Origin of the sequence: Paraburkholderia sp. 32 (genome assembly GCF_050435345.1) — a bacterium.
GTDB classification, from domain to species: domain Bacteria; phylum Pseudomonadota; class Gammaproteobacteria; order Burkholderiales; family Burkholderiaceae; genus Paraburkholderia; species Paraburkholderia tuberum.
In genome coordinates this window covers 917,354-944,351 of record NZ_JBNDKD010000001.1, presented here as the reverse complement: position 1 = coordinate 944,351, position 26,998 = coordinate 917,354, and the positions used below count along the sequence as shown (strand labels likewise).

Below are 26,998 nucleotides of genomic sequence, written 5' to 3'. Positions count from 1 at the left end.
TGTACACGCGCGGACCGATGAGCGGCATGCGCGAGCGCGCCTGCGCATCCGCTTCCACGCGGATCGATCCGACCGTGTGGAAAGTCGCGGCGGTCGTGTCGATCGGCTCGTTCATGTCGCAGATGGACTCGACGCTGGTCAACGTGTCGCTGTCGGCGATCGGCCATACGCTCGATGCGTCGATCGCTACCGCGCAGTGGATCGTCAGCGGCTACCTGCTCGCGATGGCGTTGATGTTGCCGCTCAACGGCTGGCTGGTCGACCGCATCGGCGCGAAGCGGCTGTACCTGTTCTGCTTTTCGACGTTCACGATAGCGTCGATGCTGTGCGGCGCGGCGCAGACGATCGGCGAGCTGATCGGCGCGCGCATTTTCCAGGGCCTCGTTGCCGGTGTGCTCGGGCCGATGGCACAAATGATGATCGGACGCGTGGCCGGCAAGAACCTCGAGCGGGTGATGGGCTACACCGCGCTACCCATTCTGCTCGGTCCGATCCTCGGCCCGGTGCTGGCCGGCCTCGTGCTCGCGCACGCGAGCTGGCCCTGGCTGTTCTTCGTCAATGTTCCGGTGGGCGCTTTCGGCGTCGCGATGGCGGTGTTGCTGCTGCCGCGCGATGCCGCCGAGTCGCAGAAGCGACCGTTCGATTTCACCGGCTTTGCGTTGATCTCCCCTGGGCTCGTCGCGCTTGTCTATGGACTTCAGGACGCGTCGCGAGCGGTGGGCCTGGCGTGTCTGCTCGCGGGCGTCGCGTTTCTCGCCGGCTTCGTGCTGTACGCGGCGCGCAAAGGCCATACCGCGCTGATCGACGTGCGCATGTTTGCGACACGTACGTTCTCGGTCGCCGCACTCGCCCAGTTCTTCGCGAACGCGATCATGTATGGACGGCAGCTCGCCGTGCCGCTTTTTCTGATCGCGGGCTGCGGTTTGTCGGCCGCGCACGCGGGCGGCCTGCTCGCGGCAACCGGCGTCGGCATGATGTGCTCGTTTCCGCTGCTCGGATGGTTGACCGAGCGGCTCGGCTGCCGCGCGCTCGCGGCGGGCGGCGCACTGCTGGCGTTTCTGAGCACGCTCGTGTTTCTGTGGCTGAGCGTTGATTCGTTCTCCGCCGGATGGGCCGCGGTCGGTCTGTTCTTTGCGGGCGTCGGTCAGGGGACGATCAGCGTGCCGTCGATCTCGGCCGCGTATTCGTCGATCGGGAGAGAAAGGCTCGCGGTTGCGAATACTGCGTTGAACATCGCGCAGAGAGTGGGCGGTCCGTTCGCGACGACGCTGCTTTCGATGGTGATAGCGTCGACGTTGCACGGTGTTTCGGGTGCACAGCCCGGCCGCTTTCTGCCGACGTTCGTGCTGCTGGCCGGGCTGCATTTGTCGTGCTTCGCGGCGGCGATGTTTCTGCCGGTTCGCGTTCAGCGAGCGAAGAACGCCTGACCACGCATTCCCGCGCCCGTACTTCACAGTAGCCGCAAGCCGCCATCACACTCGATCACCGCCCCCGTCATAAACGTGTTCTCCAGCAGAAACTGCAGCGCGTGCGCGACATCGTCGGCCTGCCCGACGCGCCGCACCGGTAGCGTTTCGCTCTGCTGCCGAAACAGCTCACTCTTCACGCTCGCGGGAAATCTGTCCCACCAGGGCGTATCGATCACACCCGGCGACACCGCGTTCACGCGCAGCGGCGCAAGCTCGCGCGCCAGCGTGCCGATCATGCTTTCGAGCGCGCCGTTGATCGCACCCAGACCCGCCGTGCCCGGATTCGCGATGCGCGCCGAAATCGCGGTCAGAAACGTCAGGCTGCCGTCGCGACGCAGCGTGGGTAGCGCGGTCTGCGCGGCTTCGAGCTGCGGCCAGAACTTGGCCTCGAAGCCACGCCGCAGCGCGGCCAGATCCAGTTCGGCAAACGGCCCCGCGCCTTCGCCGCCCGACAGCGTCATCACCAGATGATCGACCTGGCCGAGGCCGCCGAAAAAGTGTCCGAGCGCCGCGCGATCGGCGCAATCGAGCGCCTCGCTCGTCACCTGTCCACCGATGCCAAGCAGCGCATCGTCCAGTTTGGCGCGGTCGCGCCCCACCGCGACGACGCTCGCGCCAGCCGTCACGAGCCGCTTCACCAGCGCGAGCCCAATGCCCGACGAGCCACCTAGCACCACGACCTTCTGATTTTGCCAGTCCATGTCATTGCTCCTGAGTGTGAACGGAAGACCCCGTGGCAGTAGAATGCGCGGTGCGAGCCCATCACTCAAATCGTTTAATGTCATGGCCAACATCATTGAAAATGATTTTCGGCGCTTCGACCTGAACCTGCTGCTGACCTTCCGCGCGTTGCTCGAAGAGCGCAGCGTCACGCGTGCCGCGCAGCGGCTGTTTCTCGGTCAGCCGGCCGTCAGCGGCGCACTGAAGCGCTTGCGCGAAACGTTCGGCGACGAGCTGTTCGTGCGCACGCCGCAGGGCATGACGCCGACGCCGCGCGCGCTCGAACTCGCACGGCAGATCGAGCCGTTCCTGCAATCGCTGCATCAGGCGCTCACGCAGCCGTCCGTCTTCGATCCGGCCCGCGCGCAGCGGGTGTTCCGCATCGGCCTCAGCGATTCGCTCGAACTGCTGCTGATGCCCGAGATCATTGCGCGCCTCGCCGACACCGCACCCGGCGTGAAGCTGATCGCGCGCTCCACAGATTCGACGCGCGCCGCCGCGATGCTCGACGATGGCGCGATCGAACTCGCGGTCGGCGTATTCCGCGAATGCGTGCCGTGGCAGCGACTCACGCCGCTGTTTTCATGGCGCTTCGTGAGCGTCTACAACCCCCGGCTCGTCAGAACGCGCCGCAAGCAATTGTCGATGGACGAGTTTCTGCGCCACCGCCATGTGCTGACTTCGTTCAGCGCCGAGCTGCGCGGCTTCATCGATGAACGACTCGAGATGCAGGGACTGAAGCGCGACGTCGTGTTTTCGAGCTCGAACTTCGCGACCAGTCCGTTCATCGTGCAACGCACGGCGGCGATCGCGACGGTGCCGGAGTTCATCGGCCGCGTCTGGCGCGATACGCTCGGTCTCGCGCTGAGTCCGCTGCCATTCGAGGTGCCGGGCTACGAGGTTTCGCTGATGTGGGCCGCGGCGCACGACCAGGACCCGGCGCTCGCGTGGTTGAAGCGCGAGTTCGCGGACGCGTTCGGCACGAGCGACGGCACTGCGCGTGCAGCGCCCTGACAGCGACGTGTGCTACGGTTCGGAAGCGTCACGGTTCGTATCGCCGCTTCGCCGTCGCCCGTTCAAGCCAGGAGGAAATCCCGATGACTCACCACGTCGCAAAAGGCACCTTCATCGTCTCCCTTCAACCGATGCCGTTCGAAAACGCGGAGGCCGAATCGAAGCTCGGCCGCATGTCGATCGACAAGCAGATCTCCGGCGATCTCGCCGCGACCAGCCAAGGGCAAATGCTGAGCGCGATGACGAACGTCAAAGGCTCGGCCGGCTATGTCGCGCTCGAACAGGTCACTGGCACGCTGGCGGGAAAGCAGGGCACGTTCGTGCTGCAGCATATCGGCGTGATGAATCGCGGCGCAGCGGCGCTGGCGGTGACGGTCGTGCCGGATTCAGGCACGGGCGAGCTGAGCGGCATTGAAGGCGAGTTCAGGATCGACATCGTCGACGGCGCGCATTCGTACGAGTTCGCTTATCGTCTGCCCGGCCACTGACATGCCGAACGCGTGCCGGCGGGATACGGCGCTCGACCCCGTACCCCGCTACCAGGCTTTCCAGTTCAAAACCTCAGCGCTCAATGCCCCGCGATCGTCACCGACGCCGTCAACGCATTCGGATCGCGCGACGAAGCCCCCGCGATCATCTGATAGACGCCGCCGTTGAGCTTCCACACGTGGTTGGTCGCGTCCCACGTCGACAGCAGCTTCGGCGCAATCGATACGCTGACCTGCTGCGACTCCCCCGCCTGCAGCGCGACCTTTTGCCAGCCGACCAGACGCTTCGGCGGTTCGCCCAGACCGCTCGGCAACGCGGCATAAACTTCGGCGATTTCCGCGCCCGCGCGCGAGCCCGTATTCTTGACGGTAAAGGTCACCTGCACGTTGCCGCTCGCATCCACTTGCGCGTTGAGGCCCGAGTAGCTGTAGCTCGTGTAGGACAGCCCATAACCGAACGGGAACAGCGGCGCGATCTGCTTGCCGTCATACCAGCGATAACCCATGAAGAGTCCTTCGCTGTAGGTAACGGTGGTATCGGTGGCCGAGATCGTCGGTTGCGGAAGATCCGCGTCCTGCATCGGGAACGTGATCGGCAATTTGCCGGACGGGTTCACGGCGCCGAACAGCAGATCGGCAATCGCCTGACCGCCCTGCACGCCCGGATACCACGCTTCGAGCACGCCGTGCACGTTGGATAGCCACGGCATCAGGACCGGGCTGCCGTTCTCGAGCACGACGATCACGCGCTTCGCTTGCGCCGCGACCGCGCTGATCAGCGCGTTCTGATCGTAGCTCTGGTTATAGCTGTCAGTCGTATTGCTCGGCAGGCTCAGGCTCGGCAGATCCGCGCCCTCGCTTTCCCATTGCGTCGCGAACACGATCGCCACATCCGCCTTCGCGGCGGCGGTCGCCGCTGCCGCCGCGTTCGTGCCGTCGACGAAGGTCACGCTCGCGTTCGGCGCCTTCGCCTGGATCGCGGCCAGCGGTGCCGACTTGTACCACGTCGCGCAGGTGCTCAACAGCGGCGACGGCGACACGCAACCGGACACCGCGTTGCCCGCGGCCGCCGGCACCGCGCCCGAGCCGCCGCCCGACAGCACGCCCGCATCCGCGTGAGCGCCGATCACCACGATCGACGACAGCCCCGCCGCGTTCAGCGGCAGCACCGGTTGCGAATCGCCGCTCGCCACCGCGTTCTTCAGCAAGACCGACGATTGCTGCGCGACCTGCAACGCGAGCGCATTGCCCGCGGTCTGATCGACGCTTCCTCCGGTGGTTGGCGGCGAATCGAAGACGCCATAGCGAATCATCGTGCGAAGCTTGCGCTGAACCATGTCGTTGAGTCGCGACATCGGCACGCTGCCGGCGTTGACCGCGCCCGTCAGCGCGGTGTTGAAATACGACGTCAGCGTAAAGCCCGGAATCGACGCTCCGCCGCCGAGATCGCCGGGCTCTTCTTCATCGAGGCCAGCCAATGCCGAGGCGACCGTACTGTGCGTGGCTGTCCAGTCCGACTGCACCACGCCCTTGAAGCCCCACTCGTTCTTCAGCACGGTGGTCAGCAGATACGGGTTTTCGCACGCATACACGCCGTTCACCAGGTTGTACGAACACATCACGTTGCCGGGCGTTCCCTGCGTGACGCCGAGCTCGAACGCCAGCAGTTCGGTTTCGCGCATCGTGCGTTCGTCGACGACCGAGTTGCTGGCCATGCGGTTCGTTTCCTGATCGTTCATCGCGTAGTGCTTGATCGTCGCGATGACGTTCTGCGCCTGCGTGCCGATCGTGCGCGCGGCGCTCAGCGTGCCGGTCAGTACCGGATCTTCGCCCATGTACTCGAAGGTGCGGCCATTGCGTGGTTCGCGCGCGAGATTGACGCCGCCGCCGAGACCTTCGCCATAACCGAGCACGCGCAGCTCGGTCGCGATACGCGCGCCGTATTGGTTCGCCAGCGTGGGGTCCCAGCTTGCCGCGAGCGCCACCGGCGCGGGCAGCGCCGTCGCGTTCGAGTTGACGACATTGACGCCGCCGGCCGAATCGGCCATTGCAAGGCCCGGAATGCCGAGCCGCGCGATGCCGGGAATGTAGCCGGCTCCGTTGACGCCGGGCGGATACGGACCGCCGAGTCCCGCGTTGGGGATACCCACGCCGTGCACGAGCTGAATCTTTTCGGCGGTCGTCATCTTCTGGACGAGCGCGGCGGCACGCGCATCGGCGCGCGCATCGGGATCGGACGGCAACGGTGGGGCACTGATGTTGCTGCCATTGCCGCAGGCGGCGAGTACCAGCGCGACACCGCAGGCGATGGCGCTTGCGGCAAAGGGTATCGTCAGCTTCCTTCTCATCATCTCGCTCCGTGTTGTCGTTGTCGGTCATGTGATTTGCATTGCGTAACGTTGTATCGACGCGCTACCGGCACGTGACGCGTCCTGTTACGCTAAGCGCTCGTGGTAATGCGCCGAAAGAAATTCTAGGGATGCGCCCGAAACGCGCTTGACCGATAGGTGCAGCACTTGACCGATGAAGAGTCAGGAAAACCCGCAGACAGGTTTCGACCGGAGGAGGCAAAGTGGATTTGCGTCAGAAGTCCGTTTCAGCGCGCATCTATCGAGGGTTGCTCGACGCGGCGGAGCGCGAGGGCCTCGATCGCACCAAAGTGGCCCACGATATCGGCATCGACGAGGCCGACATCGCCGCGGCCGATGCGCGCGTGCCGGGCGACAAGCACGTCGCAATGCTCCAGCTTGCGGAAAGCTGCCTGATGCGCGGCGCGCCCGAGGGCGACGTGTTCGATGGTCTGCTGTATTTCCCCGAGCTTGCGGGCGTGCTCTGCAATAGCCCGACGCTGCGCGATGCATTGCGCAATTACGTCACGTATCGTGACCTGATCGGTAATGTCGACTGGCTCGTCATGCAGGAGCACGGCGACGAAGTCGCATTCGAATACGTGACGGAAGGCGAAGGGCGCAACGCATCGAGCGCGCTCGGCAACTTCGCGCTGATAGCAAGTGTGGCAAAGCTCTACGACGTGCGACTGCGCGTGCGCGACGCGGGTGTCACCGATGCGCGGCTCGGTGCGATCGCGGCGCTGAGCGGGACGTTGGGCGTGCGCGTTCACCTCGATCAGGCTCGCAATCGGATGGTGTTGCAGTCGTCCGCGCTGGATCGCGCGTTCGAGGTCTACAACGCGCCGCTCGCGAAGATTCACATGCATGCCGCGCATGGAATCTTGCAGCGGATTCGCGAGCAGGGCCGCTTTTCTCCGACGGTCGAGCGATGTCTGCGTGACGTGCTGCGCGAGCACGCGGATGCGATCGAGCCGAAGAGCCTGCAGACGATCGTCTGCGAGCGGCTGTCGCTGACGCGCTGGACCTTGCAACGCAAGCTCGCGGCGGAGTGCAAAACCTTCAGCGAGGTGCTGATGCAAATGCGTATCGACGAAGCACGCACGCTGCTCGCGCATACGCCGATGTCGATCAGCGAGATTAGCGAACGGGTCGGCTTTGCCTCGACGACGGCGTTTACGCGGTTTTTTACGCGTGCATGTGGGGCGCCGCCGGCGCGGTATCGGGGGCGATGCCGGGTGTGATCGTCCTATGATGAGCATCGATCAGAACATGACTCGACTGTTCGGTGTCATGGGATCGATCGTATCCTTGGTCGCGTTTCTGCCTTATGGACTTGCGATCTGGCGCGGCACCGTACGCCCTCATCTTTTTACCTGGTTGATCTGGTCACTCGTCACGGCGATTGCGGCTGTCGGCCAGTTCGTCGCCGGTGCGGGTCCTTCGGCGTGGTGTACCGCGGCGATCGCGGCCACCTGCTTCTTTGTTCTCGTATCGAGCGTCTTTCGGGGTGAACGGCAGCGGACCGCTTTTGATTGGCTTTGCCTTGCTGCTGCCTTGTCGGCCATTCCGCTCTGGATACTCACCAATGATCCGACGTTGTCGATCTGTCTTGTGACGCTGATCGAACTCGTCGGCCTCGCGCCGACGGTGCGCAAGACTATTCGTGATCCGTGGAGTGAGAGTCTTTTGTACTTTGCGCTCTGTGTTTTTAAATACGCGCTCGCGATTCTTGCGCTGCCGAAATGGAGTGTGGCCGTGGCGTTTTATCCGGCGGTGAATATCGGGGCGGCAAGTGGGGTTTGTTTGTTGATGGTGGTGCGGCGTCGACGGGTGCGAGCGTACTCCGAGGACAAGGTTCGGTGAGGCGCTCCCGAAAGACAGCGCGACGACTCGCAGCGCGCGATCTGAATGTGCCTCCCTTTTGTCCGATATTCATCAGGTCGCCGCAAATTGCGTGGATTACACTGGTTTTCGCTATGCGACTTTAAAGCGTGGCTGACCCACGAAGTCACCATTGCGCGGACTTTCGTGCATCCCTTCCGCACGTATCCGCCGACACCGGGCGAAATACGACTGCTTGGTGAAAGCGTTTCGCCATTCACCACTTTGGCCGGCCCCTGGTCCCTCACACGACGGCGACCAGGTATCGCTGCGGCCATTTCACATCGACTATTTTCGCTTGATTGAATCAGGCGCCTGATCCGGCAGCCGATAGGCCCCTTGCACGGCGCGATTTCACGCGCCTGATTCGCTGACAAGGAGATGAAGATGAAGACCCGCCAATTGAGCATTTGGTCGGCTGTAGCCGTTGCACTTCTGTCGCTGAGTGGCACCGCGCAGGCCGGTGGTGATGACGGCGACCGTGGCCGCGGCGGTGGCGGCGGTCTTTGCTCGAACGCAACGCTAAAAGGACCCTATGGGTTCATCGGTCACGGCGTGATCCTTGGGTTGCTGGATTCGAGCAACGTGCTGCATCCGTTCGCCACCCAGTCGATCCTCGATGACGTCGCCCTCGTGACATTCGACGGCAACGGCAAATTTACCCGCACCGATTTCGGGAGCATCAACGGCGTGCCGAAAGGTGGACAGATAACCTTCAATCCGGCGCAGAAAGGCACTTATTCGGTGAACTCCGATTGCACCGGCACCATGTCGGTTGTCTATACCGCCGGAGGACCCACGCCAGCCGGCGTCGTGACCGACCTGAACATCGTGGTCACTTCGGACGGCACGCAGATCGAATCCGTCGTCTATCGGGCGAGCATCCCGTCGGCCGCGTCGGCCCCCGACGGCTACAGCTGCCCGATGGATTGCGTGCAAGGTGTGCAGGAGGCGTTCGAAGGGAAGAAGGTTCTGGTCTACGGCTTCCGGTAGTGGGGTACTGCGGGATCGGATGAATTCGCGGTTGCCGCCGGCTTTTCAACCGGCGGCGCGCTCGCTTCATCGGTGCTTCGCTCAATGCCCCGGCCGTTCGCCCACTGCGACCGGCGCATGCTTCGTCTGCCGGCTCAACATCAGCGTCACGACCGCCGACACCGCCAACGTCCCCCCGACCACATAAAGCCCTGCCGTATAGCCGCCCGTCACGTGCTTGAGCCAGCCGATCGCAAACGGCCCGACGAAGCCGCCGAGATTGCCGATCGAGTTGATCATGGCAATGCCCGCCGCCGCTCCGGCGCCCGACAGGAACATGCTCGGCATCGCCCACAGCGGCGCCTTCGCGGCGCTGATTCCGACGTTCACGACGACGAGCGCAAGCACGATCATCAACGCGGTGGTCGCATTACCGGCGAACACGAAGCCGACGCACGCAAGCGCACACGGAATCACGACGTGCCACGTCCGCTCGTCGGTGCGATCCGAGTGCTTCGCCCATAGCACCATCGCGATCACTGCGAGCACGCTCGGCACGCCGGCGAGCAGCCCGGTTTCGAACGTGCCGAAACCGTATTGGCGGATGATCAGCGGGGCCCACAAGCCGAGCGTATAAAGTCCCGCCGAGGTGCCGAAGTAGATCAGCGCGAGCGCGAGCACGCGCGGATCGCGCAACGCGCTGAGCGCGCCGGCCGTGTGGCCCGCATGCGCGTGCCGCGCGTCGGCTTCGAGCTTCAGCCTCGCGATCAGCCAGTCGCGCTCTTCGGGCTGCAGCCACTCGGCTTGCGCGGGCTTGTCGGTCAGATACCTGAGCACGCAGAAGCCGAGGATGATCGCGGGCAATGCTTCGAATATGTAGAGCATTTGCCAGTCGACGAGTCCGGCAATCGGCGGCAGTTTCATGATCGCGCCGGAAATCGGCGAGCCGATCGCAGTCGAGATCGGCGCGGCGGCCATGAACCATGCCGCCGCGACCGCACGCTGCCGCGCCGGAAACCACAGGCTCAGATACAGGATGATGCCGGGAAAGAAGCCCGCTTCCGCGACGCCGAGAATGAAGCGCAGCGCGTAGAAACTGGTCGGCCCGACGACGAACGCCGACGCGAGCGACACGAGCCCCCACGACACCATCACGCGAGCAATCCAGCGCCGCGCGCCGACCTTGTGCAGGATCAGGTTCGACGGCACTTCGAACAGAAAATAGCCGATGAAAAAGAGCCCGCCGCCGAGGCCGAACGCGGTCGGCGAAAGACCGATCGCCTTGTTCATCGACAACGCGGCAAAACCCACATTCACGCGATCGAGAAAGCTCACGAAGTACAACAGCATGACGAACGGGATGATCCGCAGCATCAGCTTGCGGGACACCCGGCTTTCGAGTTCCGAAGTCATTGTCTCCTCCTGCGGCGCGCGGCTATTGACCGCGCGCGAACCTCGCGCCGGCCGACGTTGGGCCGAGCTAATCGAGTCAAGGTTGTGTGCCGGCCACGTCGTGGCCGGGGCGCAGACCGCGCGCCTGATTTGCGCGCGGTTCCGCTCAGTCCGGTTCAGTTCGCGCGAAGCCGGCGCTCAAGCCGCGTTCGCCGCGGGCGTCGCCGCCTGCTCGATGAACGCGCACACGGCCGCCGTCACCTGCGCGGTCGTGGTCGTGCCGCCGAGGTCGCGCGTGTGCAGCGCTTTGTTCGCGGTCACCGCTTCGACGGCCTGCATCACGCGCCTGGCCGCGTCGAATTCGCCGAGGTGTTCGAGCAGCATCACGACCGACCAGAACGTGCCGACCGGATTCGCGAGCCCCTTGCCCATGATGTCGAACGCGGAGCCATGGATCGGCTCGAACATCGACGGATAGCGGCGCTCCGGATCGATGTTGCCGGTCGGCGCGATGCCGAGGCTGCCGGCGAGCGCGGCCGCGAGGTCGCTGAGAATATCGGCGTGCAGATTGGTGGCGACGATCGTGTCGAGCGTCGCGGGACGGTTGACCATGCGCGCGGTCGCCGCGTCGACGAGTTCCTTGTCCCACGTGACGTCCGGAAACTCCTTCGAGATTTCGAGCGCGATCTCGTCCCACATCACCATCGCATGACGCTGCGCGTTGCTCTTCGTGATCACGGTCAACAGCTTGCGCGGACGCGACTGCGCGAGGCGGAACGCGAAGCGCATGATGCGCTCGACGCCGGCGCGCGTCATGATCGACACGTCGGTCGCGGCTTCGATCGGATGGCCCTGATGCACGCGGCCGCCGACGCCCGAATATTCACCCTCCGAATTTTCGCGGACGATCACCCAGTTCAGATCCTCGGGCTTGCAGTACTTCAGCGGTGCGTCGATGCCGGGCAGAATGCGCGTCGGGCGCACGTTCGCGTATTGGTCGAAGCCCTGGCAGATTTTCAGTCGCAGACCCCACAGCGTGATGTGATCGGGAATGTCCTTGTCGCCCGCCGAGCCGAACAGGATCGCATCTTTGTTGCGGATCGCGTCGAGCCCGTTGGCCGGCATCATCACGCCGTGCTGGCGGTAGTAGTCGCCGCCCCAGTCGAAGTTCTCGAACTCGAACGTGAAGGCGCGCGTGGTCTTCGCGAGCGCCTCGAGCACCTGCGCGCCGGCCGGCACGACCTCCTTGCCGATGCCGTCGCCGGGGATGGTTGCGATGCGATAGGTCTTCATGTCTCCGTCCTGTGCTTGGTGAATGGCGTGAGTGGACTCTAGCGCGATCCCACGGGTAAAAACCGGTGCTAAACTCAAAGCATCTTTAACTTGCATTCACAAATGCGAAGGCGCGGAAAAGACGATGCGCGACACCGTCCAGCCAGCCGATCTGGGCTTTTTCTCGACGCTCGCCGCGAGCGGCAGCCTCAGCGCGGCCGCACGCGAACTGGGGCTGACCGCGGCGGCCGTCAGCAAGCGCCTCACGCAGATGGAGCAGCGCGCGGGCGTCGCGCTCGTGAACCGCACGACGCGCCGCATGATGCTGACGCCCGAAGGCGAGCTATACCTCGAGCGCGCGCGGCGGATTCTCGACGAGATCGACGAACTGGCCGAACTGCTCGGCTCGGCGAAGAAGACACCGAAGGGCTTGCTGCGCGTGAACGCGACGCTCGGCTTCGGGCGCAGCCATGTCGGGCCGGCGATCTCGCGCTTCGTCGCGCGGTATCCGCAGGTGTCCGTTCAACTGCAGTTGTCAGTCACGCCCCCGCCGCTTACCGACGACAGCTTCGACGTCTGCATCCGCTTCGGCGAGCCGCCCGATACGCGCGTGGTCGCGCGCCGGCTTGCGCCGAACCGGCGTCTGCTGTGCGCGGCGCCGTCGTATCTCGCGGCGCACGGCATGCCGCTCACGGCGCACGATCTGACGCGCCACAACTGCATCGGCATTCGTCAGGGCGACGAAGCGTACGGCGTGTGGCGGCTGACCTCGGGACGCGGCGCCGCGCGCAAGACCGAGGCGGTGCGGATCAAGGGCACGCTGACCACCAACGACGGCGAGATCGCCGTCAAATGGGCGCTCGAAGGACACGGCATCCTGATGCGCGCGGAATGGGACATCCGGCAGTATCTGACGGAAGGATCGCTCGTCCAGTTGCTACCCGATCACGACACACCGAATGCGGATATCTTCGCGGTGTATTCGCCGCGGCATCAGATGTCGAATCGTATTCGCGCGTTTGTCGAGTTTATTGCGCGGGAGTTGGGGGGGTGAGGTGGGGGTGGGGGCGGGGGCGTAGTGCAGCACAGCGATCGTGCGCATTCGTGATGTCATCAAAAGAGCGAGCAGCACATCGGCCCAATTTTGCCTCGCTTTCCGAGTCGTCTGATTGAGCATGGTTCCGTCTTCGCCGAAGCTGACGGTGTCACGAACGTTACCTTGAGCCACCCGTCTTCTCGCTTCCGTGGCCACCACGGAGTGAATGCCTTTTCGATATGTAAACCATGCCCGCAGAGTGCTATTTCACGCTTAACCGTCGACTCATCTCTGTATTGACCTGCAAAGGCTTTGGCAACGTGTCTGCTTTTTCGGGCAAACCAGCCCATGTCAACAACCCCGCAGATGCAGCGGTCGCCGAAAGCGGTCCGCTTCCGCAAGGCCTGTACTACATCGTAGACCGACAGAGTGGCGGTCATCTGGGATGGCTGTATGACCTTGTCAAGGACGCATGGTCCGATGTCGATCATTCGACCTGGTTCGCGCTTTATCGAAACGACGGCGTGATTGACGATTGGACATTTATCAATGGCGTGAAGCGAGGCAACTTCCGCCTGCATCCGACTGGTCGCTGGGGAGAAAGTGAGGGATGCATCACGGTCACGGACCAGTCCCAGTTCGATCGCTTACGCTCGTTCTTGCTGTCGCACCCAACCCGGAAGATACCCGGCACCACACTTCAGTACTACGGTACGGTACTTGTGCAATGAAAACTGCCCTGCGGATTTTTACGGCCTTCGTGCTGACTGTCCCAGTCTGCATTGCGTTGTCGACGATCGACCCGCTTGCGCGCTGGGTGGGCAGCGAATCCACGTTAGAAATGCTTCGCCCCCTCTTCAAGCTCGTTGGCGCCGTCGGTGTGGAGGGCGAAGAGGACGTGGTGGTTACGCTGCTGCTCGCAGTCAGTTTCCTACTATGCTGGGGGCTCTCGTGGGGCGGGTCCGTGCTTTTTGTTAGAAAGAGGTGTCGCCTTGATGTCAAATGACGTTTTCATAAAAATCGACGGGATTACGGGCGAGTCGCAGGACGCGACACACCCGGACGAAATCGAGGTGATCAACTGGACATGGAAGATGGCACAGCGGCTCTCCATGATGTCCGGACCAGGAAGCGGCGTCAGCAAAGCCTCGGTCGACGACCTCGTGTTCTTCCACAACGTGGACCGGGCGAGTCCGAGCCTGATGTCCTATTGCCTGACCGGCACGCACGTTTCGAAAGCGGTTCTTACCATGCGCAGGGCGGGTGGCAGCCCCCTCGATTTCCTCAGGCTCACAATGAACGATGTATTCATCACGGGCGTAGAGATGACCGCACAACACGAACAGGTTCGCCTCTCTTTTGCCAGGATCAAGCAGGAATACATCGTTCAAAATGCCAGAGGCGGCAGCAACGGCGTAGTTACCGGAATCTTCGACATCAGGGCCAACCGACCTGTGCCCCGATGACAGTGTCAGCCAGACCTTTTCAATGCACATCACTGACTATCCAATAAAACCCCCTGATATCGTAAAGTTGAGGAAATAGAGACCGCCTCCATCCCATTAGTCACCAAGGCCGGACCTGACCAAACCGGGTAACGATGCCGAGACCAGACCCCGCGCTGTACCGCAGCCCGAGAACCCCGATGACGCGGCGGCGCCGGCGTCTTCTGATCGTCGGCGCGATCGTGCTCATCGCCGCATTCGGCTGGATGCTCGCGCTCGTGCTCGAGCCCGCGTTCCAGCGCACGATCGTCATCACCACCGGTGCGGACGGCGGCATCTATCGCGGCTTCGCCGATCGCTACGCGCCGCTGCTCAAGCGCGAAGGCGTCAAGCTCGACATCCGTAGCTCGTCAGGCTCGGTCGAAAACTACCAGCGGCTCGCGGACCCGAACAGCGCCTATCAGGTCGGCTTCATCCAGTCGGGCACGACCAGTCCGAATGACACCGACAATCTGGAAACCATCGCCGCCGTGTCGTACGAGCCGATCTGGGTGTTCTATCGCGGCGATGCGACGATCGACCGGCTGTCGCAACTGCGCGGCAAGCGCATTTCGATGGGCGTGCCAGGCAGCGGGTTGCTCAACGTCTCGCAGGTGCTGCTCGGCTATAGCGGCGTCACGAGTCAGAACTCGACGCTGCTGCAGATGGACGCGAACGCCGCATACCAGGGGCTCGAAAGCGGTCAGGTCGACGCGGCGTTCTTCATTGGCCGGCCCGACGCCGACATGCAGCACACGCTGCTCACCACAGCAACCTGAAGCTGATGAGCTTCGCGCAGGCCGATGCACTGGCGCAAAAATTCCCGTCGCTGTCGAAGATCATCTTGCCGCGTGCCTCGACGAGCGTCGCCGACGATCTGCCGCGCCGCGACGTCACGCTGCTCGCGGCGACGGCGCTGCTCGTGTCGAAGGACACGCTGCATCCGGCGCTCGTCTATCTGCTGCTCGACGCGGCGCGCACGGTGCACGGCGGCGAGGACTACTTCACGCCGCTCGGCACGTTCCCCAACCTGAACACCGAAGAATTCCCGATCTCCGACGAAAGCGTGCGGTACTTCAAATCGGGCCGGCCGTTTCTGTATCGCTACCTGCCGTTCTGGCTCGCGAGTCTGATCGAACGGCGGCTGCTGATTCTGGTGCCGTTCCTCGCGCTGCTGATCGGCCTCGCGCAGGCGCTGCCGCGCATGCTCGAAGCGCGTATGAAGAAACGCCTGATCGTGTGGTACCGCGCGATCAAGGCGCTCGAGGACGAAGTGTGGAAGAACGCCGAGCCGTCTCGCGCGCAGATCGCGCAATGGAGTGAGGAGATTGAAAGCATCGACGCGAACGCTAGTCAGATCCGAATTCCGTACCGCTACTTTCAGGACGTTTACGCGCTGAAGCAGGCGATCGGCGTCGTGCGCGACCGGATCGCGCATGTAGCGCAGAAAGTGCAGAGGTAGAGACGGCGGTCGCTTAGCCCTGTGCGTTTGCCGGGTATTCACCACCGCGCAGCCGGTTGATTTTCCGCACGGCCTCACCGCGTGGGTGCTTGCCGCAGCGCAAGAAAAAAATCTCTGTGAAATCAGTCGAACGATAGGTCGATTCAATTGGCGCGCTCGCGATTCGCATCCTGTAATGGACTCCTGCCGTCCGCGTACCGTCCATCCAGCCTGCCGTCCTACCCGGAGAGAGACCATGTCCCAGCCTGAGCCGAATGTAGACGAAGTGGTCCGAAGCATCGCCGAGGAAACCGACACGCCGGCAGAAACGGTGTCGCGCATGTACGCCGATACGCTCGCCGAATTCCGGAACGAGGCGCGCGTGTTCGACTACGTGCCGCTGTTCGCCGCGAAGAAGGTCCGCAACGAGCTGCGTCACAAGCAACATCGCGAGCACTGACTCACGGCATGCGGTGATGCATCGGCTCACCGCACTGTCGCACGCGTCGTGGCTCCAGATTTTGCGAGCATGGTGGAGCTAACAATCGCGTCGCAAATTTTTTATGCTGGCGGTTCCACAGCTTTTCAAAGGAGCCGTCCACATGTCCGCCCCGCTGCAGATTCGCGCCGTCACCCGTGACGATTTCGATGCATGGCTCCCGCTATGGGACGCCTACAACGCGTTTTATGGCCGCTCGGGCGAGACCGCGTTGCCGCGCGAGATCACGCAAATCACGTGGAATCGCTTTTTCGATGGCTACGAGCCGATGCATGCATTAGTCGCGGAACGCGCCGGGCAATTGCAGGGCATCGTGCATTTTCTCTATCACCGTCATACGACGATGGCGGGGCCGATCTGCTATCTGCAGGACCTGTACACGCTCGATAGCGAGCGCGGCAAGGGTGTCGGCCGAGCGCTGATCGAGGCCGTCTATGCGCGCGCAAAAGCCGACGGTGCGCAACGCGTCTACTGGCAGACGCATGAGACGAATCACACCGCGATGCAGCTCTATGACAAGGTCGCGGATAAGGGCGGCTTCGTGGTTTATCGCAAAGCGCTCTAACGCACAGCGCTTCATCAGAGAGGCCTATCAACGGCGAAAGGCGCACCACCCGGTGCGCCTTTCGTTTTACTGCTCAAGCGGTCATCACGCAGTCCCGGTCAAGCCTCGAGCTGCTCCAGCACCTTGCCCTTGGTTTCGATACCGAGGAAGTGCACCGCGACCGCCGCGATGAACGGCACGGCGGCGAGGATATAGAACGCCACTTCCAGGTTGCCGCCGATCATCGTCTTCGACACGATCGCCGGCGCGAAGATCGCCGCCACTTTCAGCCACGCGCCGCCGACACCGCAGCCCATCGCGCGGATACTGGTCGGGTACAGCTCCGGCGTGTACACATAGGCCGTGATGAAGCCGCTGGCGAGAAAGCCGAGCGCGAGCGCGCAGCAGGTTGCGACCACATACACCGACGAGCCGTGAAACACGCCCGCCATGGCCAGCGACAACGCGCACAGCACGAACGAGATGCTGATGATCGGCTTGCGTCCCACCTTGTCGACCAGCAACGCGCAGGCCAGCGATCCGAGCACGCCGAGCACCGACGCCGCGACCGCCAGGTTCAGCGCGAGTTGCAGCGGCGCGTGATAGATCGTGCGGTAGATTGTCGGCAGCCAGGTCGACAGACCATACTGGATGAAGCCGCAGGTGACCCACAGCATCGCCACGGCGAGCGTGCGCTTCAGATAGGCCGGGCCGAACAGGTCCGCGACGCGGCGCTTCGGATGGCGATTGATCATCTCGTCGAACTCCGACGCCTGCGCGACCGGCGGCAGCGGCACCTTGGCGGTACGTTCGAACGCGAGCACGGCGGAATCGGCTTCGGCCATCCGGTCGCGCACGGCGAGCCAGCGCGGCGATTCCGGCACGAGCTTGCGCAGCACGAAGAACAGGATCAACGGCATGCCGCCGATGAAGTACATCGCCTGCCAGCCGAAGCGCGGCACGATCCAGGCACCGAGCGCGCTCGACGCGAGCAGCCCGATCGGGAACACGATTTCGTACAGCAGAACGAAGCGTCCGCGGCCGTGCGCGCGGCTGATCTCGTTGATATAGGTCGCAGCCACCGGCAACTCACCGCCGAGGCCCAGGCCCTGGACGATACGCAGCGCGACGAACACCGCGAAGGTCGGCGCAAAGCCGCACGCGATACTGGTGATGCCGATAATGCCCGAGCTCAGCGCGATCGCCTTCACGCGTCCGCCGCGTTCCGCGTACCACGGAAACAGGAACGCGCCGATCAGTTGTCCCACGGAGCCCGAGCCAAGCAGGAAGCCGACGTCCCACGGCGTCAGATTCCATTTCGCGATCAGCAAGGGCAGCGTCGCCGCGATCGCGATGACGTCGAAGCCGTCGAAGAACGTCGCGAGACCGATCAGTATGCGCGCACGCACCTGCATCCGGTTCCTCGGCAAGCGCTCCAGACGCGCGATGATCGATCCTTGCGTCACAGCGCCTGAAACACCGGCGCTGCTGCGGTCTCCTGTTGTGTTTTCGATGGTTCTCATGCCGAGGTGCCGTCCGTAGAAATGATTAGGCAAGCGCCGTGGAGGCGTCAGTCAGGGTGACAAGGTCGATGGTCCGGCCCTGGTTCATCCACTTGCGCGAAAGCTTCAGCTCACGCGGGGTGTTGATCGCGATCACGCCACGAATCGTGTTGTCTTCCAGATAGAACAGCGTTGCGCGTTTGCCGGGCAAATCACCGCGCACCGCGAGTTCCGCGTTGGCCGGAATGTCGCCGAGAATCTGCAGGTTCACGTCGTACTGATCGGACCAGAACCACGGAATATCCGCGTACGGCTCGAACGTGCCGAGCAAGGCCTTCGCCGTGGAGATCGCCTGGTTCTGCGCGTTGGCCCACGATTCGAGCCGCACGCGGCGCTTCAGCCACGCGCTCGGATGATTCGCGACGTCGCCGCACGCGAAGATGCGCGGGTCGTCGGTGGCGCCGAAGTGATCGACGACGATGCCATCCTCGACCTTCACGCCCGCCGCTTGTGCAATCGCCGTATGCGGTGCGAGACCGATGCCGGCCACCGCGAAATCGGCGTCGAGCGTCGAGCCGTCCTTAAATGTCGCGCGCAGCCGGTTCGCGTCGTTCGGATGATCTTCGAGCTTGACCAACGCCGCGTTCAGACGCACGTCCACGCCGTTCGCGCGATGCAGCTCCAGCAGGAAATCGGACACCAGCGGCGGCAGCGAGCGCACGCACAGACGCGGCGCGCCTTCCACCACGCACGCCTCGACGCCTAGCTTGCGCGCGGTCGCCGCGACTTCGAGACCGATCCAGCCGCCGCCGATCACGAGCACGCGCTTGCTTGAGCGCAGCCGTTCGCCGAGCGTGACCGCTTCGTCGAGCGTGCGCAGATAGGCGATATGCGAGGTCTTCACGAGCGCGTCGGGCAGACGGCGAGCCGCGCCGCCGGTCGAGATCACGAGGCGGTCGTACCGCACTTCGCGGCCCGACTTCGTGCGTACGATGCGCTGCTCGCGATCGATCGACGTCGCGCGATCCGGTTGCCACGCCTCGACGTTCAAGGCGTCGAAATCGTCGGGCTTCACGAGCCGCACCGTGTCGATGTCCGCGTCGCCGGCCAGCACGGCCTTCGACAGCGGCGGACGCTCGTACGGCAGATGCACTTCGTCGGCGATCATCACGAGGCGGCCGTCGAAGCCTTCCCGGCGCAGCGTCTTCACGACCCAGCCGGCCGCCTGGCCGCCGCCGATCACGACGATCGTGCGCGGCGCCTCGAGCCCCGCATGCGCGGTCTGGGCCTTTTCGGTGGCAACGTCAGTCATTCTTGCGCTCCGTCATGAACTTGCCTTCCGGCGCCTTCGCGTCTTTCTGGCGCCGCGTGTTGCCGTCGATGCCGCCGTCGATCGCCCATTCGGCGAACACGGTCGGGCCCGGCTCGAAATCGCGTGGCTGCCAATCGGGCGTCAGTTGATCTTCGTCGGCGTAGTACTCGATCAGGCCGCCGGCCGGATTCTTGAAGTACCAGAAGTACGCCGACGACACCGGATGACGTCCCGGGCCGAGTTGCGTTTCCCAACCGCAGCGGCTGATGTGCATGCCGCCGCCGAACACTTCGTGGATGTCGCGCACGGTGAACGCGACGTGGTTCAGGCCGCGTTTGCCGTTCGGCAGGGCCAGCAGGAACAGGTCGTGATGGCCGCCGTGCGGCGCGCAGCGCATGAACGCGCCGCGGCCCGGATAACGGTCCGAGGTCTCGAAGCCGAGCAGCTCGTGATAAAACTTTTCCTGCTCGGCGAGCCTGTTCGTGAAGAACACGACGTGGCCCACTTCGACCGGCTCCGCGCGCTCATAGACCGGCGACGGCTGATCGACGCGCAGCGTCTGGCCCCACACGTTCGACGGCGAACCGTGCACGTCGACCGCCCACTTACGCGTGACTTCGACGCGCACCGCCAGGCCGTTCGGGTCGATGCAGCCAACCGCCTCGTCGTTTTCGAAGTGGCCCGGCTGGCCGGCGAAGCGGCCACGCAGCGCGTCGAGCTCCGCCTTCGTCGCGACGCCCCACGTCACTTCGCGCAAGGTCGGGCCTTCTTCGAACGCGGGCGGCAGCGACGCATCGTTCGCCTCGACGACGAGCACCGTGCAGCCGTTCAGCGTTTCGAAGCGCGCGTGGGTTTCGTCGTGGGCGGTCTCTTTCATGCCCCAGTCCGCGAAAAATTGCCGACAGGTGGCGAGATCCGTCACGCCGTAAATAATCTGTTCAATGCCGAGAATCGTCATAACGTGCCTCTTCGTCCCGCTTCAGTTCGCCCACGCCAACGGCGCGTCGTTCAAGCCCCAGTAGAGGCTCTTCTGTTGCATGTATTCGCGAATGCCGACACGGCCTTTTTCGCGTCCCATGCCGCTCTCCTTCCAGCCGCTGAACGGCGTCGAGATCGAGAACAGCTTGTAGGTGTTGATCCAGATGGTGCCGGCTTCGAGCCCGCGCGCGATCCGGTAGGCACGCTTGTAGTCGCGCGTCCAGATGCCGGCGGCGAGGCCGAACACGCTGTCGTTCGCTTCCTTCAGCAGCGACGCTTCGTCGTCGAACGGCATCGCGACGAGCACCGGGCCGAAGATTTCTTCCTGGCAGATGCGCGCGTCGTTGGTCAGGCCTTCGAGAATGGTCGGCTGGAAGTAGGTGCCGGCTTCACGGTTATCGCCGACCGGACGTTCGCCGCCGCACAGCAGACACCCACCCTCTTCTAGACCGAGCGCGACATAGCGTTCGATCGTCTCGCGATGCGCCTGCGTGATCAGCGGACCCATCTGCGTGTTCTCGCGCGACGGATCGCCGACGCGCAGCTTGCGCGCGCCTTCGACCAGACGCTGCATGAACGTGTCGTAGATCGAGCGCTGCACGAACAGGCGCGAACCCGCGATGCACGCTTCGCCCGACGAGCTGAAAATGCCGTACAGCACGCCGTTCACCGCATGATCGAGATCGGCGTCGTCGAACACGATGGTCGGCGACTTGCCGCCGAGTTCGAGCGACACCGGCATCAGCTTGTCCGCCGCGATGCGCGCGATGCCGCGGCCCACTTCGGTGCCGCCCGTAAACGACACCTTCTTCACGAGCGGATGGCGCACCAGCACGTCGCCGATCACCGAGCCCTTGCCCGGCAGCACGCTGACCACACCCTTCGGCACGCCCGCTTCCTCGCAGATGCGCGCGAGCGCGAGCGACACCAGCGGCGTGACTTCGGCGGGCTTCAGCACCACCGCATTGCCGCCCGCGAGCGCCGGCGCGAGCTTCTGCGCGTCGGACGCGATCGGCGAATTCCACGGCGTGATCGCCGCGACCACACCGATCGGCTCGTAGATGCTCATCGTCAGATAGTCGCCGCGTGACGGCGTGACGTCTTCATCGAGCGTTTCGAGGCAGGCCGCGAAATAGCGGAACGTGTTCGCCGCGCTCGCGACCAGCACGCGCGTCTCGCCGATCGGCTTGCCGTTGTCGCGGCGCTGCAGATTCGCGAGCGCTTCGTGGCGCGCCATGATCAGATCGGCGATGCGATACAGGATCAATGCGCGTTGATGCGGCTTCAGACCCGACCAGTTGGACTTGCGCCACGCCGCGTCGGCGGCTTCGATGGCTTCGCGCGCGTCGTCGGCGCTGGCCGTCGAGATTTCCATGTTGACCGACTGATCCGCCGGATACAGGCTTTTGTACGGGTTGCCGCGCCCCTGCCGCCATTCGCCGCCGATGAAAATATCGCCGTTGGGCACGAGGCTGGTATCGAAGTGAGTCATGTCGGTCGTTCCGGTTCTTTCAAGCCAGGGGCTTAACGGGTCTTAGATCACGCAGCGCGCCGCGCGATTGCGCAGTGCGCGGATCGCGCTATAGGCGGTCAGCGCGGACGTCTTCGGGTTGTCCGGCAGCGGCTTGCCGCTCATTTCGAGCGCCATCTCGCCGAACGCGCCCCGCGCGACGATGCGATGCACGTTGCGCGTCACGTTCGGATCGGCGATCAATCGCACTGCCGTGTTGTCGAGGCCGAGGCCCGCGAGCGCGATCGTCGCGGCGACGTTCGCGTTCTTCGGATAGAGCCGCGCGGCTTCGCGCGCGCTGCCCTCGAAAATCACTTTCTCTTCGGCGAGCGTGGCCAGATCGCAAACCGCTTCGGCCGGCGTGCCGAGCCAGCCGACCGGCGGCTTGCGGCCCGTGTACAGCACTTCGTCGAGACCGCCGAAGCGCGCCGCCGAGATCGCGTCGACACCGCCGATCGCGCCCGACAGCAGCGTGACCGTCGCGTCGCCTTGATCGGCCGCGGCCGCGAGCGCATCGAGCAGCCCGACATCGGACAGCGCGCCGATCGACGCGACCGCACAATCGGTGCCCGCCTTCAGCAACGGCACGACGTGAGCGACGAGCGCGCTGTGGCCCGCGCATTCGAGCGCGAACTGCGGCTTCGTGCTCAGCGCCGCCACCGACGACACCACGTCGACGCTCGCGCCCACCACTTCACGCACCGACGCCACATGACTTTCAGGCACGATCACATGCGACACGCGCACCGCCGGATCGGCGGCGACCGAGCGGTACACCGCCTGGCCGATCGCGCCGAAGCCGATCATCGCGATGTCGATGGGCGCGTGATGTCCCGCGTAGCCGGCCTCATGCATGTTGCGGCTCCTCTTTCTTGACCGGCGGGCCCGCGAACGCGGTCGCGAACGATCCGACCGACAGCATGTCCACTTCGACCAGCACCGGCCCCGTCTTCGCCATGCCTTCGCGGATGATCGCGGCGGCGTCGTCGAGCGACTTGATGCGGTAGTGCGTGAGCTTCAGGCTTTCGCAGAACTGCGCGAAATCCGGCTGATGCAGTTGCACGTAGCAGCGGCGGCCGCCGTACTGCGCGTCCTGAATGTTGCGGATCACGCCGTAGCACTGGTCGTTCATCAGCACGATCATCACGTTGGCGTTTTCCTGCACGGCCGTCGCGAGTTCGCCGACGTTGACCATCAGGCCACCGTCGCCGCACAGGGCCACAGTTTTCGCAGCGTTGCCCGCGAGCGCCGCGCCGATACCCATTTGCATACCCTGGCCGATGCCGCCGCCGAGCGCGTGCACGCCAGCGCGCGGCGTGAAGATCTTCAGCAGGCGGTTGCCCCACGTGCTGTTCGAGATCGTGACGTCGCGCACCCAGTTGTAGTCGCGGCCCACGGCTTCCTGCAGCGCGTCGACGAGACGCTTGTAGGGCCCAAGACCCTTGCTGACGTCGGCGACCGCGCTTTCGCGCGCGGCGGCCAGGTCTTGCGCGAACGCCGGATCGATCTTCAGCTTGCCTTCGAGCAGCGTCGCGAGTTCGTCGAGCACCGCGGCGGCGTCGCCGTGGATGAACATGTCGTTGCGATAGCCGCGGTTGTCGGCGAGCGCGTCGGCGTCGATGCGATACAGCGGCTGCGGCAGCGCGAGCTTGTACTTCAGCGTTTCATTGCCACGCAGACGCGAGCCGACCACGACGAGCGCGTCGCAGGTCTTGTAGAAGCTTTCGACTGCCGGGTGCACGTTGAACGCGCCGAGCGTGGCCGGGTGATCTTCGGGCAGCACGCCGCGACCCTGCACGCTGGTCACGACGCCAAAGCCGAGCGCGACCAGACGTTCGACCGCCGCGCGCGCGTGGCGCGTGCCGCCGCCCAGCCACAACAGCGGGCGCTTCGCCTTCGTCAGGTGCTGCGCGAGTTGCGCGACGCGGTCCTTGCAATGCGTGAGCGTACTCACGTGCGGGGCGCCGAGATCGCTCGGCCATTCGACTTCGGCGGCCTGGATGTCGATCGGAATCTCGACGCTGACCGGGCCGCTCGGCGCGGCTTGCGCGACGCGCACGGCTTCGCGGATCGTCGGCAACGCGGTTTCGACCGAGCGCACGCGGAACGCGGCCTTCGAGATCGATTGCAGCATCGACAGCTGATCCGGTGCCTCGTGGATGTACGCGAGGTCCTGATCGAGATAATCGGTTTCGATCTGGCCGGTCACGTGCAGCAGTGCCGTGCCCGCCGTCAGCGCTTCGACCATCGCTCCCGCCGCGTTGCCCGCGGCGGTGCCGGTGCTCGTAAAAGCGACGCCGAGGCCGCCGGAGACGCGGGCGAGGCCGTCAGCCATGTTCACCGCGCCGGCTTCGCCACGCGCGCCGACATAACGGATCTTGCCGCGCGTGTTGATTGCGTCGAGGATCGGCATGTTGTGGATCGAGATCACGCCGAAGGCGGTTTTAACGCCGCATTGCTCGAGAAAGGCGGCGATCAGTTCGCCAACGGTGGTTTTGTTAGACATGTCGTGCAACGCCTCCAGAAACATCGATGTGACTGCCAGTCGTGTACGACGACAGCGGGGTAGCCAGATAAAAGAGCGCCTGTGCGGCTTCTTCGGGACGGCCGAAGCGGCCGAGCGGGATGTTTTTCTTGCGCGCGAGTTCGCCGGTCCAGTCTTCCCAGCTCTGTCCGAGCTCGGCCTGGGTGGCATAACGGCGGCGCCATTGACCCGATTCGACGATGCCGATCAGGATCGAATTGACGCGCACGCGCTGCGGCGCCAGTTCGACCGCGAGCGACTTCGTCAGGCTCAGCAGGCCCGCGCGCGCCGACGACGTCGCCACCATATGCGGCTCCGGCTGTAGCGCGAGCAGCGAGTTCACGTTGACGATCGCCGCGTTGCGGCCGGCGCCGGCCGTGTCGCGCAGCATCGGCAGGAACGCGCGGGTCGGGCGGATCACGCCGAAGTACTTGAGGTCGAGTTCCTCGCGCCAGGCCTCGTCGGTCGTATCGGCGAAGGTCGACACGCGGCCCTGGCCCGCGTTGTTCATCAGCATGTCGGTGCGGCCGAAGCGCTGCTGCACCGCCTGCGCGAACGCGTTGACTTCGTCGGCGTCGAGCACGTCGCAGCGCTGCGCGAGCAGTTGCGCGCCGGAATACTTCTTCGTGAGCGCGGCTTGCGCCTGGGCGAGCCGCTCGCTGTCACGGCCGCAGATCGCGACGGAAGCGCCGGCGCGCAAAAACAGTTCGGCGGTTGCGAGGCCGATGCCGGACGAACCGCCCGTCACCACCGCTACCTGTCCGGTCAAATCGATTTGGATCATCAGAGCCCCAGTGCCTTCATGTACTTGTTGCCGCTATTCGGCCCAGACTTCGGCCGGTAATTGAGCCGCTGCGACAGCTCGTCGGCCGCGCGGCGCACCTTGTCGACGAGACCGCCGTCGAGCAGCGATGCATCGATCTCGCGGCGCGGAATCGTCGTCGTGATCACCGCGACGATGCGGCGCGAGTCGTTACGCACCGGCGCGCTGACCACCGAAATGCCACGCTCGAACGAAGACTCGCTGATCGCGAAGCCGCGCCGCGCGTCGTCGCGAATCCGTTCGTACAGGTCGTCGACCGTGGCCGGCGTCTGCGTCGTGAAGCGCTCGAGTTCCGGCTCCGGATAGAGCTTCTTCAGTTCCTCGAACGTCAGATCGCCCATCAGCACCTGGCCATGGGTCGTCGCATGCGCGGGCAGGCGCGTGCCGACGTTGACCTTCACCGAACTGAAAATCGGCGCATGGCTTTGCGCCTTCGCGACGAACACGACGTCGCGTGCATCGCGAATCACGATGTGGCTCGTGAGGCCGGTCTCGTCGCGCAGCTTTTCGATGATCGGCAGACCGAGATCGGTCAGTTCGAGCGAGCTCAGATATTCGAAACCGAGCCGCAGCACCGCGACGCCGAGGCGATAGTTGCGGTCCTTGTCGGCGCGTTCGAGAAAGCCGAGGAATTCGAGCGTCTGCAGCAGACGGAACACCGTCGTGCGTGGAATGCTCAGGCGCCGCGACAGCTCCGGTGCGCCGAGCACCGGCTCGCGCGGCGAGAACTCCATCAGGATCTTCAAGCCGCGTTCGAGACCGGGCACACGGTAGCCCGAATCGCTGCTCGTTTCGTTGCCGTCGGCGGCGAGGTCGCGGTCGGCGTCAAGAGTGTCGGGCGTCATTGATTGGCTCCGCTTTGGCTCAATGGGCTGTCGCTTGCGCGGCTGAACGTATCGATGATCGTGGTGTACGCGGCGGGTGCTTCGATATAGCCGGCGTGGCCCGCGCGCGGCACGGTCTGCAGGCGGGTCCGCGCGGCCAGAGCGATCTTTTCGCAGGCCTCGGGCGTCGTGATCGTGTCTTCGGCGCCGACCGCGACGTTCACGCGACCGTCGTAGCGCGCGAGGTCGGCCGCGAGATCCGCGTTGGCGAGCAGATGCGTGGCCTGCGCGTAGCCATGCGGCATCACTCGTGACATGTTCCAGCGGACCCATGCGCGTGCGTCGTCGCTCGCGTGGACGGACAGCATGTTTGCGCTGCGCGTGTTGGCGAGACCCTGGGGCCCCAGTTCGTTCAGCATCGCGAGCCGTTGATCGCGTTTGGCGTCGCGCACCTCGGGCGCGGCCGCACCGTAGCCGCCCGCGGGCGACAGCAGCAACAGACCCGCCAGATAGCGGGGATGCGCGGCGGCAAACGCGCCGGCGACGATCGCGCCGAGCGAGTGCCCGACCAGCACGCAGCGTTCGATGCCGAGCGCGTCGAGCCATTCCTTCAGTACGACTGCGTAATCCTGCGCAACTGGCGAAGCTGCCGCGACCGGCGAGGAAGCGCCATACCCCGGCGCGTCCCAGGCCAGCACACGGCGCGTCGCGCCGAGCGCGTCGAACTGCTCCACCCACGAAGCCGCGCCCGAACCGATGCCGTGCAGCAACACGAGCGGCAGCGCGTCGTGGCCAGCGCGATCGACTTCGCGATAGCTGAGCACGCGTTGCACGGCGAGGCTGCCTTGCTGCGCCGGATAGCGTGTGAGACGCGCTTCGAGCGCGGCAAGCTGTTCGGCGTTGACGGACGGGACTGCGGACATGATTTCCTTCGCGGGTGAAGTGGAACGACGTGGACGGCG

25 protein-coding genes and 1 pseudogene are annotated in these 26,998 nt (G+C 64.5%); 13 read left to right on the top strand and 13 right to left on the bottom strand.

Annotation, left to right across the window (positions count from 1 at the left end):
- Positions 1–17 precede the first annotated feature (17 nt).
- Positions 18–1,427 carry a DHA2 family efflux MFS transporter permease subunit gene (locus tag OKW26_RS04470; RefSeq protein ID WP_429352799.1) on the top strand — a complete coding sequence of 470 codons (1,410 nt, stop codon included), beginning with the start codon at positions 18–20 and terminating at the stop codon, positions 1,425–1,427.
- Between the two features lie 23 nt (positions 1,428–1,450).
- Here the strand turns inward: OKW26_RS04470 and OKW26_RS04465 are convergent, their stop codons facing one another.
- Entirely contained in the window at positions 1,451–2,170 is a 720-nt protein-coding gene (locus tag OKW26_RS04465; RefSeq protein WP_429352798.1) for an SDR family oxidoreductase, read from the bottom strand.
- A gap of 82 nt (positions 2,171–2,252) precedes the next feature.
- Here OKW26_RS04465 and OKW26_RS04460 point away from each other — a divergent pair, with 82 nt between their 5' ends.
- Both OKW26_RS04460 and OKW26_RS04455 read left to right on the top strand, forming a co-directional pair.
- On the top strand, positions 2,253–3,203 hold the full coding sequence (locus OKW26_RS04460) for a LysR family transcriptional regulator (protein ID WP_429352797.1): 951 nt from the start codon (positions 2,253–2,255) through the stop codon (positions 3,201–3,203).
- A gap of 83 nt (positions 3,204–3,286) precedes the next feature.
- Positions 3,287–3,691 (top strand): DUF3224 domain-containing protein, encoded by a 405-nt coding sequence (locus OKW26_RS04455; RefSeq protein WP_429352796.1) that lies wholly within the window; start codon positions 3,287–3,289, stop codon positions 3,689–3,691.
- Between the two features lie 80 nt (positions 3,692–3,771).
- Here the strand turns inward: OKW26_RS04455 and OKW26_RS04450 are convergent, their stop codons facing one another.
- A complete protein-coding gene (locus OKW26_RS04450; RefSeq protein ID WP_429352795.1) occupies positions 3,772–6,039 on the bottom strand; it encodes a beta-glucosidase in 2,268 nt (755 codons plus the stop codon).
- Positions 6,040–6,263: 224 nt separating this feature from the next.
- Here OKW26_RS04450 and OKW26_RS04445 point away from each other — a divergent pair, with 224 nt between their 5' ends.
- The 3 genes from OKW26_RS04445 (at position 6,264) to OKW26_RS04435 (ending at position 8,916) form a co-directional block, all read left to right on the top strand.
- Positions 6,264–7,283 (top strand): helix-turn-helix domain-containing protein, encoded by a 1,020-nt coding sequence (locus tag OKW26_RS04445; RefSeq protein ID WP_429352794.1) that lies wholly within the window; start codon positions 6,264–6,266, stop codon positions 7,281–7,283.
- Positions 7,284–7,290: 7 nt separating this feature from the next.
- Positions 7,291–7,905, top strand: coding sequence for a hypothetical protein (locus tag OKW26_RS04440; protein ID WP_429352793.1), 615 nt, complete (start codon positions 7,291–7,293; stop codon positions 7,903–7,905).
- 405 nt (positions 7,906–8,310) lie between these two features.
- Positions 8,311–8,916, top strand: a complete 606-nt coding sequence (locus OKW26_RS04435; protein WP_187616191.1) for a hypothetical protein — start codon at positions 8,311–8,313, stop codon at positions 8,914–8,916.
- An 81-nt stretch (positions 8,917–8,997) separates the two neighbouring features.
- Here OKW26_RS04435 and OKW26_RS04430 read toward each other — a convergent pair whose 3' ends face one another.
- Entirely contained in the window at positions 8,998–10,308 is a 1,311-nt protein-coding gene (locus OKW26_RS04430) for an MFS transporter (RefSeq protein WP_429352792.1), read from the bottom strand.
- A gap of 177 nt (positions 10,309–10,485) precedes the next feature.
- The gene (locus OKW26_RS04425; protein ID WP_429352791.1) at positions 10,486–11,580 is read right to left on the bottom strand and encodes a tartrate dehydrogenase; all 1,095 of its coding nucleotides are present in this window, start codon (positions 11,578–11,580) and stop codon (positions 10,486–10,488) included.
- 124 nt (positions 11,581–11,704) lie between these two features.
- Between OKW26_RS04425 and OKW26_RS04420 the strand changes: the two genes are divergently transcribed.
- The 7 genes and pseudogenes from OKW26_RS04420 to OKW26_RS04390 all read left to right on the top strand — a co-directional run bounded on the left by OKW26_RS04420 (position 11,705) and on the right by OKW26_RS04390 (position 16,584).
- The gene (locus OKW26_RS04420; RefSeq protein WP_187630037.1) at positions 11,705–12,613 is read left to right on the top strand and encodes a LysR substrate-binding domain-containing protein; all 909 of its coding nucleotides are present in this window, start codon (positions 11,705–11,707) and stop codon (positions 12,611–12,613) included.
- A 230-nt stretch (positions 12,614–12,843) separates the two neighbouring features.
- Positions 12,844–13,326: a DUF2778 domain-containing protein gene (locus OKW26_RS04415; protein ID WP_429352790.1), complete on the top strand. Its 483-nt coding sequence runs from the start codon at positions 12,844–12,846 to the stop codon at positions 13,324–13,326.
- Complete coding sequence (locus OKW26_RS04410; protein WP_184057796.1) at positions 13,323–13,601, top strand: hypothetical protein; 279 nt, start codon at positions 13,323–13,325, stop codon at positions 13,599–13,601. Before OKW26_RS04415 ends, OKW26_RS04410 begins: the two co-directional genes overlap by 4 nt.
- Positions 13,591–14,061 (top strand): Hcp family type VI secretion system effector, encoded by a 471-nt coding sequence (locus OKW26_RS04405; RefSeq protein WP_429352789.1) that lies wholly within the window; start codon positions 13,591–13,593, stop codon positions 14,059–14,061. The genes OKW26_RS04410 and OKW26_RS04405 overlap by 11 nt, the downstream gene beginning before the upstream one ends.
- A 179-nt stretch (positions 14,062–14,240) precedes the next feature.
- Positions 14,241–15,541: pseudogene (locus OKW26_RS04400) on the top strand (TAXI family TRAP transporter solute-binding subunit).
- 235 nt (positions 15,542–15,776) lie between these two features.
- Positions 15,777–15,980, top strand: a complete 204-nt coding sequence (locus OKW26_RS04395; protein WP_184030727.1) for a DUF3562 domain-containing protein — start codon at positions 15,777–15,779, stop codon at positions 15,978–15,980.
- A 142-nt stretch (positions 15,981–16,122) separates the two neighbouring features.
- Positions 16,123–16,584: an N-acetyltransferase family protein gene (locus OKW26_RS04390; RefSeq protein WP_429352788.1), complete on the top strand. Its 462-nt coding sequence runs from the start codon at positions 16,123–16,125 to the stop codon at positions 16,582–16,584.
- A gap of 98 nt (positions 16,585–16,682) precedes the next feature.
- Here the strand turns inward: OKW26_RS04390 and OKW26_RS04385 are convergent, their stop codons facing one another.
- From OKW26_RS04385 to OKW26_RS04345, 9 genes are read right to left on the bottom strand one after another with little or no spacing between them, the layout of a single operon-like run.
- Positions 16,683–18,086 carry an MFS transporter gene (locus OKW26_RS04385; RefSeq protein ID WP_184057788.1) on the bottom strand — a complete coding sequence of 468 codons (1,404 nt, stop codon included), beginning with the start codon at positions 18,084–18,086 and terminating at the stop codon, positions 16,683–16,685.
- A 25-nt stretch (positions 18,087–18,111) separates the two neighbouring features.
- The gene (locus OKW26_RS04380) at positions 18,112–19,377 is read right to left on the bottom strand and encodes an NAD(P)/FAD-dependent oxidoreductase (protein WP_429352787.1); all 1,266 of its coding nucleotides are present in this window, start codon (positions 19,375–19,377) and stop codon (positions 18,112–18,114) included.
- On the bottom strand, positions 19,370–20,335 hold the full coding sequence (locus OKW26_RS04375; RefSeq protein WP_184057784.1) for a VOC family protein: 966 nt from the start codon (positions 20,333–20,335) through the stop codon (positions 19,370–19,372). The genes OKW26_RS04380 and OKW26_RS04375 overlap by 8 nt, the downstream gene beginning before the upstream one ends.
- A gap of 21 nt (positions 20,336–20,356) precedes the next feature.
- Entirely contained in the window at positions 20,357–21,847 is a 1,491-nt protein-coding gene (locus tag OKW26_RS04370) for an aldehyde dehydrogenase (protein WP_184057782.1), read from the bottom strand.
- A gap of 42 nt (positions 21,848–21,889) precedes the next feature.
- The gene (locus OKW26_RS04365) at positions 21,890–22,720 is read right to left on the bottom strand and encodes an aspartate dehydrogenase (RefSeq protein ID WP_184057780.1); all 831 of its coding nucleotides are present in this window, start codon (positions 22,718–22,720) and stop codon (positions 21,890–21,892) included.
- Entirely contained in the window at positions 22,713–24,371 is a 1,659-nt protein-coding gene (locus tag OKW26_RS04360) for a thiamine pyrophosphate-binding protein (RefSeq protein ID WP_184057778.1), read from the bottom strand. The genes OKW26_RS04365 and OKW26_RS04360 overlap by 8 nt, the downstream gene beginning before the upstream one ends.
- Positions 24,364–25,173, bottom strand: coding sequence for an SDR family oxidoreductase (locus OKW26_RS04355; protein ID WP_184057776.1), 810 nt, complete (start codon positions 25,171–25,173; stop codon positions 24,364–24,366). Before OKW26_RS04355 ends, OKW26_RS04360 begins: the two co-directional genes overlap by 8 nt.
- Complete coding sequence (locus OKW26_RS04350; protein ID WP_184057774.1) at positions 25,173–26,057, bottom strand: IclR family transcriptional regulator; 885 nt, start codon at positions 26,055–26,057, stop codon at positions 25,173–25,175. Before OKW26_RS04350 ends, OKW26_RS04355 begins: the two co-directional genes overlap by 1 nt.
- The gene (locus OKW26_RS04345) at positions 26,054–26,959 is read right to left on the bottom strand and encodes an alpha/beta fold hydrolase (RefSeq protein WP_429352786.1); all 906 of its coding nucleotides are present in this window, start codon (positions 26,957–26,959) and stop codon (positions 26,054–26,056) included. The genes OKW26_RS04350 and OKW26_RS04345 overlap by 4 nt, the downstream gene beginning before the upstream one ends.
- Positions 26,960–26,998: the final 39 nt, after the last annotated feature.

Coding starts and splice junctions, on each gene's coding strand:
- OKW26_RS04380 (WP_429352787.1), bottom strand. CDS start 19,377: ATGACTGACGTTGCCACCGAAAAGGCCCAGACCGCGCATGCGGGGCTC.
- OKW26_RS04370 (WP_184057782.1), bottom strand. CDS start 21,847: ATGACTCACTTCGATACCAGCCTCGTGCCCAACGGCGATATTTTCATC.
- OKW26_RS04470 (WP_429352799.1), top strand. CDS start 18: ATGAGCGGCATGCGCGAGCGCGCCTGCGCATCCGCTTCCACGCGGATC.
- OKW26_RS04465 (WP_429352798.1), bottom strand. CDS start 2,170: ATGGACTGGCAAAATCAGAAGGTCGTGGTGCTAGGTGGCTCGTCGGGC.
- OKW26_RS04385 (WP_184057788.1), bottom strand. CDS start 18,086: ATGAGAACCATCGAAAACACAACAGGAGACCGCAGCAGCGCCGGTGTT.
- OKW26_RS04425 (WP_429352791.1), bottom strand. CDS start 11,580: ATGAAGACCTATCGCATCGCAACCATCCCCGGCGACGGCATCGGCAAG.
- OKW26_RS04440 (WP_429352793.1), top strand. CDS start 7,291: ATGATGAGCATCGATCAGAACATGACTCGACTGTTCGGTGTCATGGGA.
- OKW26_RS04395 (WP_184030727.1), top strand. CDS start 15,777: ATGTCCCAGCCTGAGCCGAATGTAGACGAAGTGGTCCGAAGCATCGCC.
- OKW26_RS04420 (WP_187630037.1), top strand. CDS start 11,705: ATGCGCGACACCGTCCAGCCAGCCGATCTGGGCTTTTTCTCGACGCTC.
- OKW26_RS04455 (WP_429352796.1), top strand. CDS start 3,287: ATGACTCACCACGTCGCAAAAGGCACCTTCATCGTCTCCCTTCAACCG.
- OKW26_RS04360 (WP_184057778.1), bottom strand. CDS start 24,371: ATGTCTAACAAAACCACCGTTGGCGAACTGATCGCCGCCTTTCTCGAG.
- OKW26_RS04415 (WP_429352790.1), top strand. CDS start 12,844: ATGCCCGCAGAGTGCTATTTCACGCTTAACCGTCGACTCATCTCTGTA.
- OKW26_RS04435 (WP_187616191.1), top strand. CDS start 8,311: ATGAAGACCCGCCAATTGAGCATTTGGTCGGCTGTAGCCGTTGCACTT.
- OKW26_RS04390 (WP_429352788.1), top strand. CDS start 16,123: ATGTCCGCCCCGCTGCAGATTCGCGCCGTCACCCGTGACGATTTCGAT.
- OKW26_RS04405 (WP_429352789.1), top strand. CDS start 13,591: ATGTCAAATGACGTTTTCATAAAAATCGACGGGATTACGGGCGAGTCG.
- OKW26_RS04460 (WP_429352797.1), top strand. CDS start 2,253: ATGGCCAACATCATTGAAAATGATTTTCGGCGCTTCGACCTGAACCTG.
- OKW26_RS04450 (WP_429352795.1), bottom strand. CDS start 6,039: ATGAGAAGGAAGCTGACGATACCCTTTGCCGCAAGCGCCATCGCCTGC.
- OKW26_RS04430 (WP_429352792.1), bottom strand. CDS start 10,308: ATGACTTCGGAACTCGAAAGCCGGGTGTCCCGCAAGCTGATGCTGCGG.
- OKW26_RS04345 (WP_429352786.1), bottom strand. CDS start 26,959: ATGTCCGCAGTCCCGTCCGTCAACGCCGAACAGCTTGCCGCGCTCGAA.
- OKW26_RS04350 (WP_184057774.1), bottom strand. CDS start 26,057: ATGACGCCCGACACTCTTGACGCCGACCGCGACCTCGCCGCCGACGGC.
- OKW26_RS04355 (WP_184057776.1), bottom strand. CDS start 25,173: ATGATCCAAATCGATTTGACCGGACAGGTAGCGGTGGTGACGGGCGGT.
- OKW26_RS04410 (WP_184057796.1), top strand. CDS start 13,323: ATGAAAACTGCCCTGCGGATTTTTACGGCCTTCGTGCTGACTGTCCCA.
- OKW26_RS04365 (WP_184057780.1), bottom strand. CDS start 22,720: ATGCATGAGGCCGGCTACGCGGGACATCACGCGCCCATCGACATCGCG.
- OKW26_RS04375 (WP_184057784.1), bottom strand. CDS start 20,335: ATGACGATTCTCGGCATTGAACAGATTATTTACGGCGTGACGGATCTC.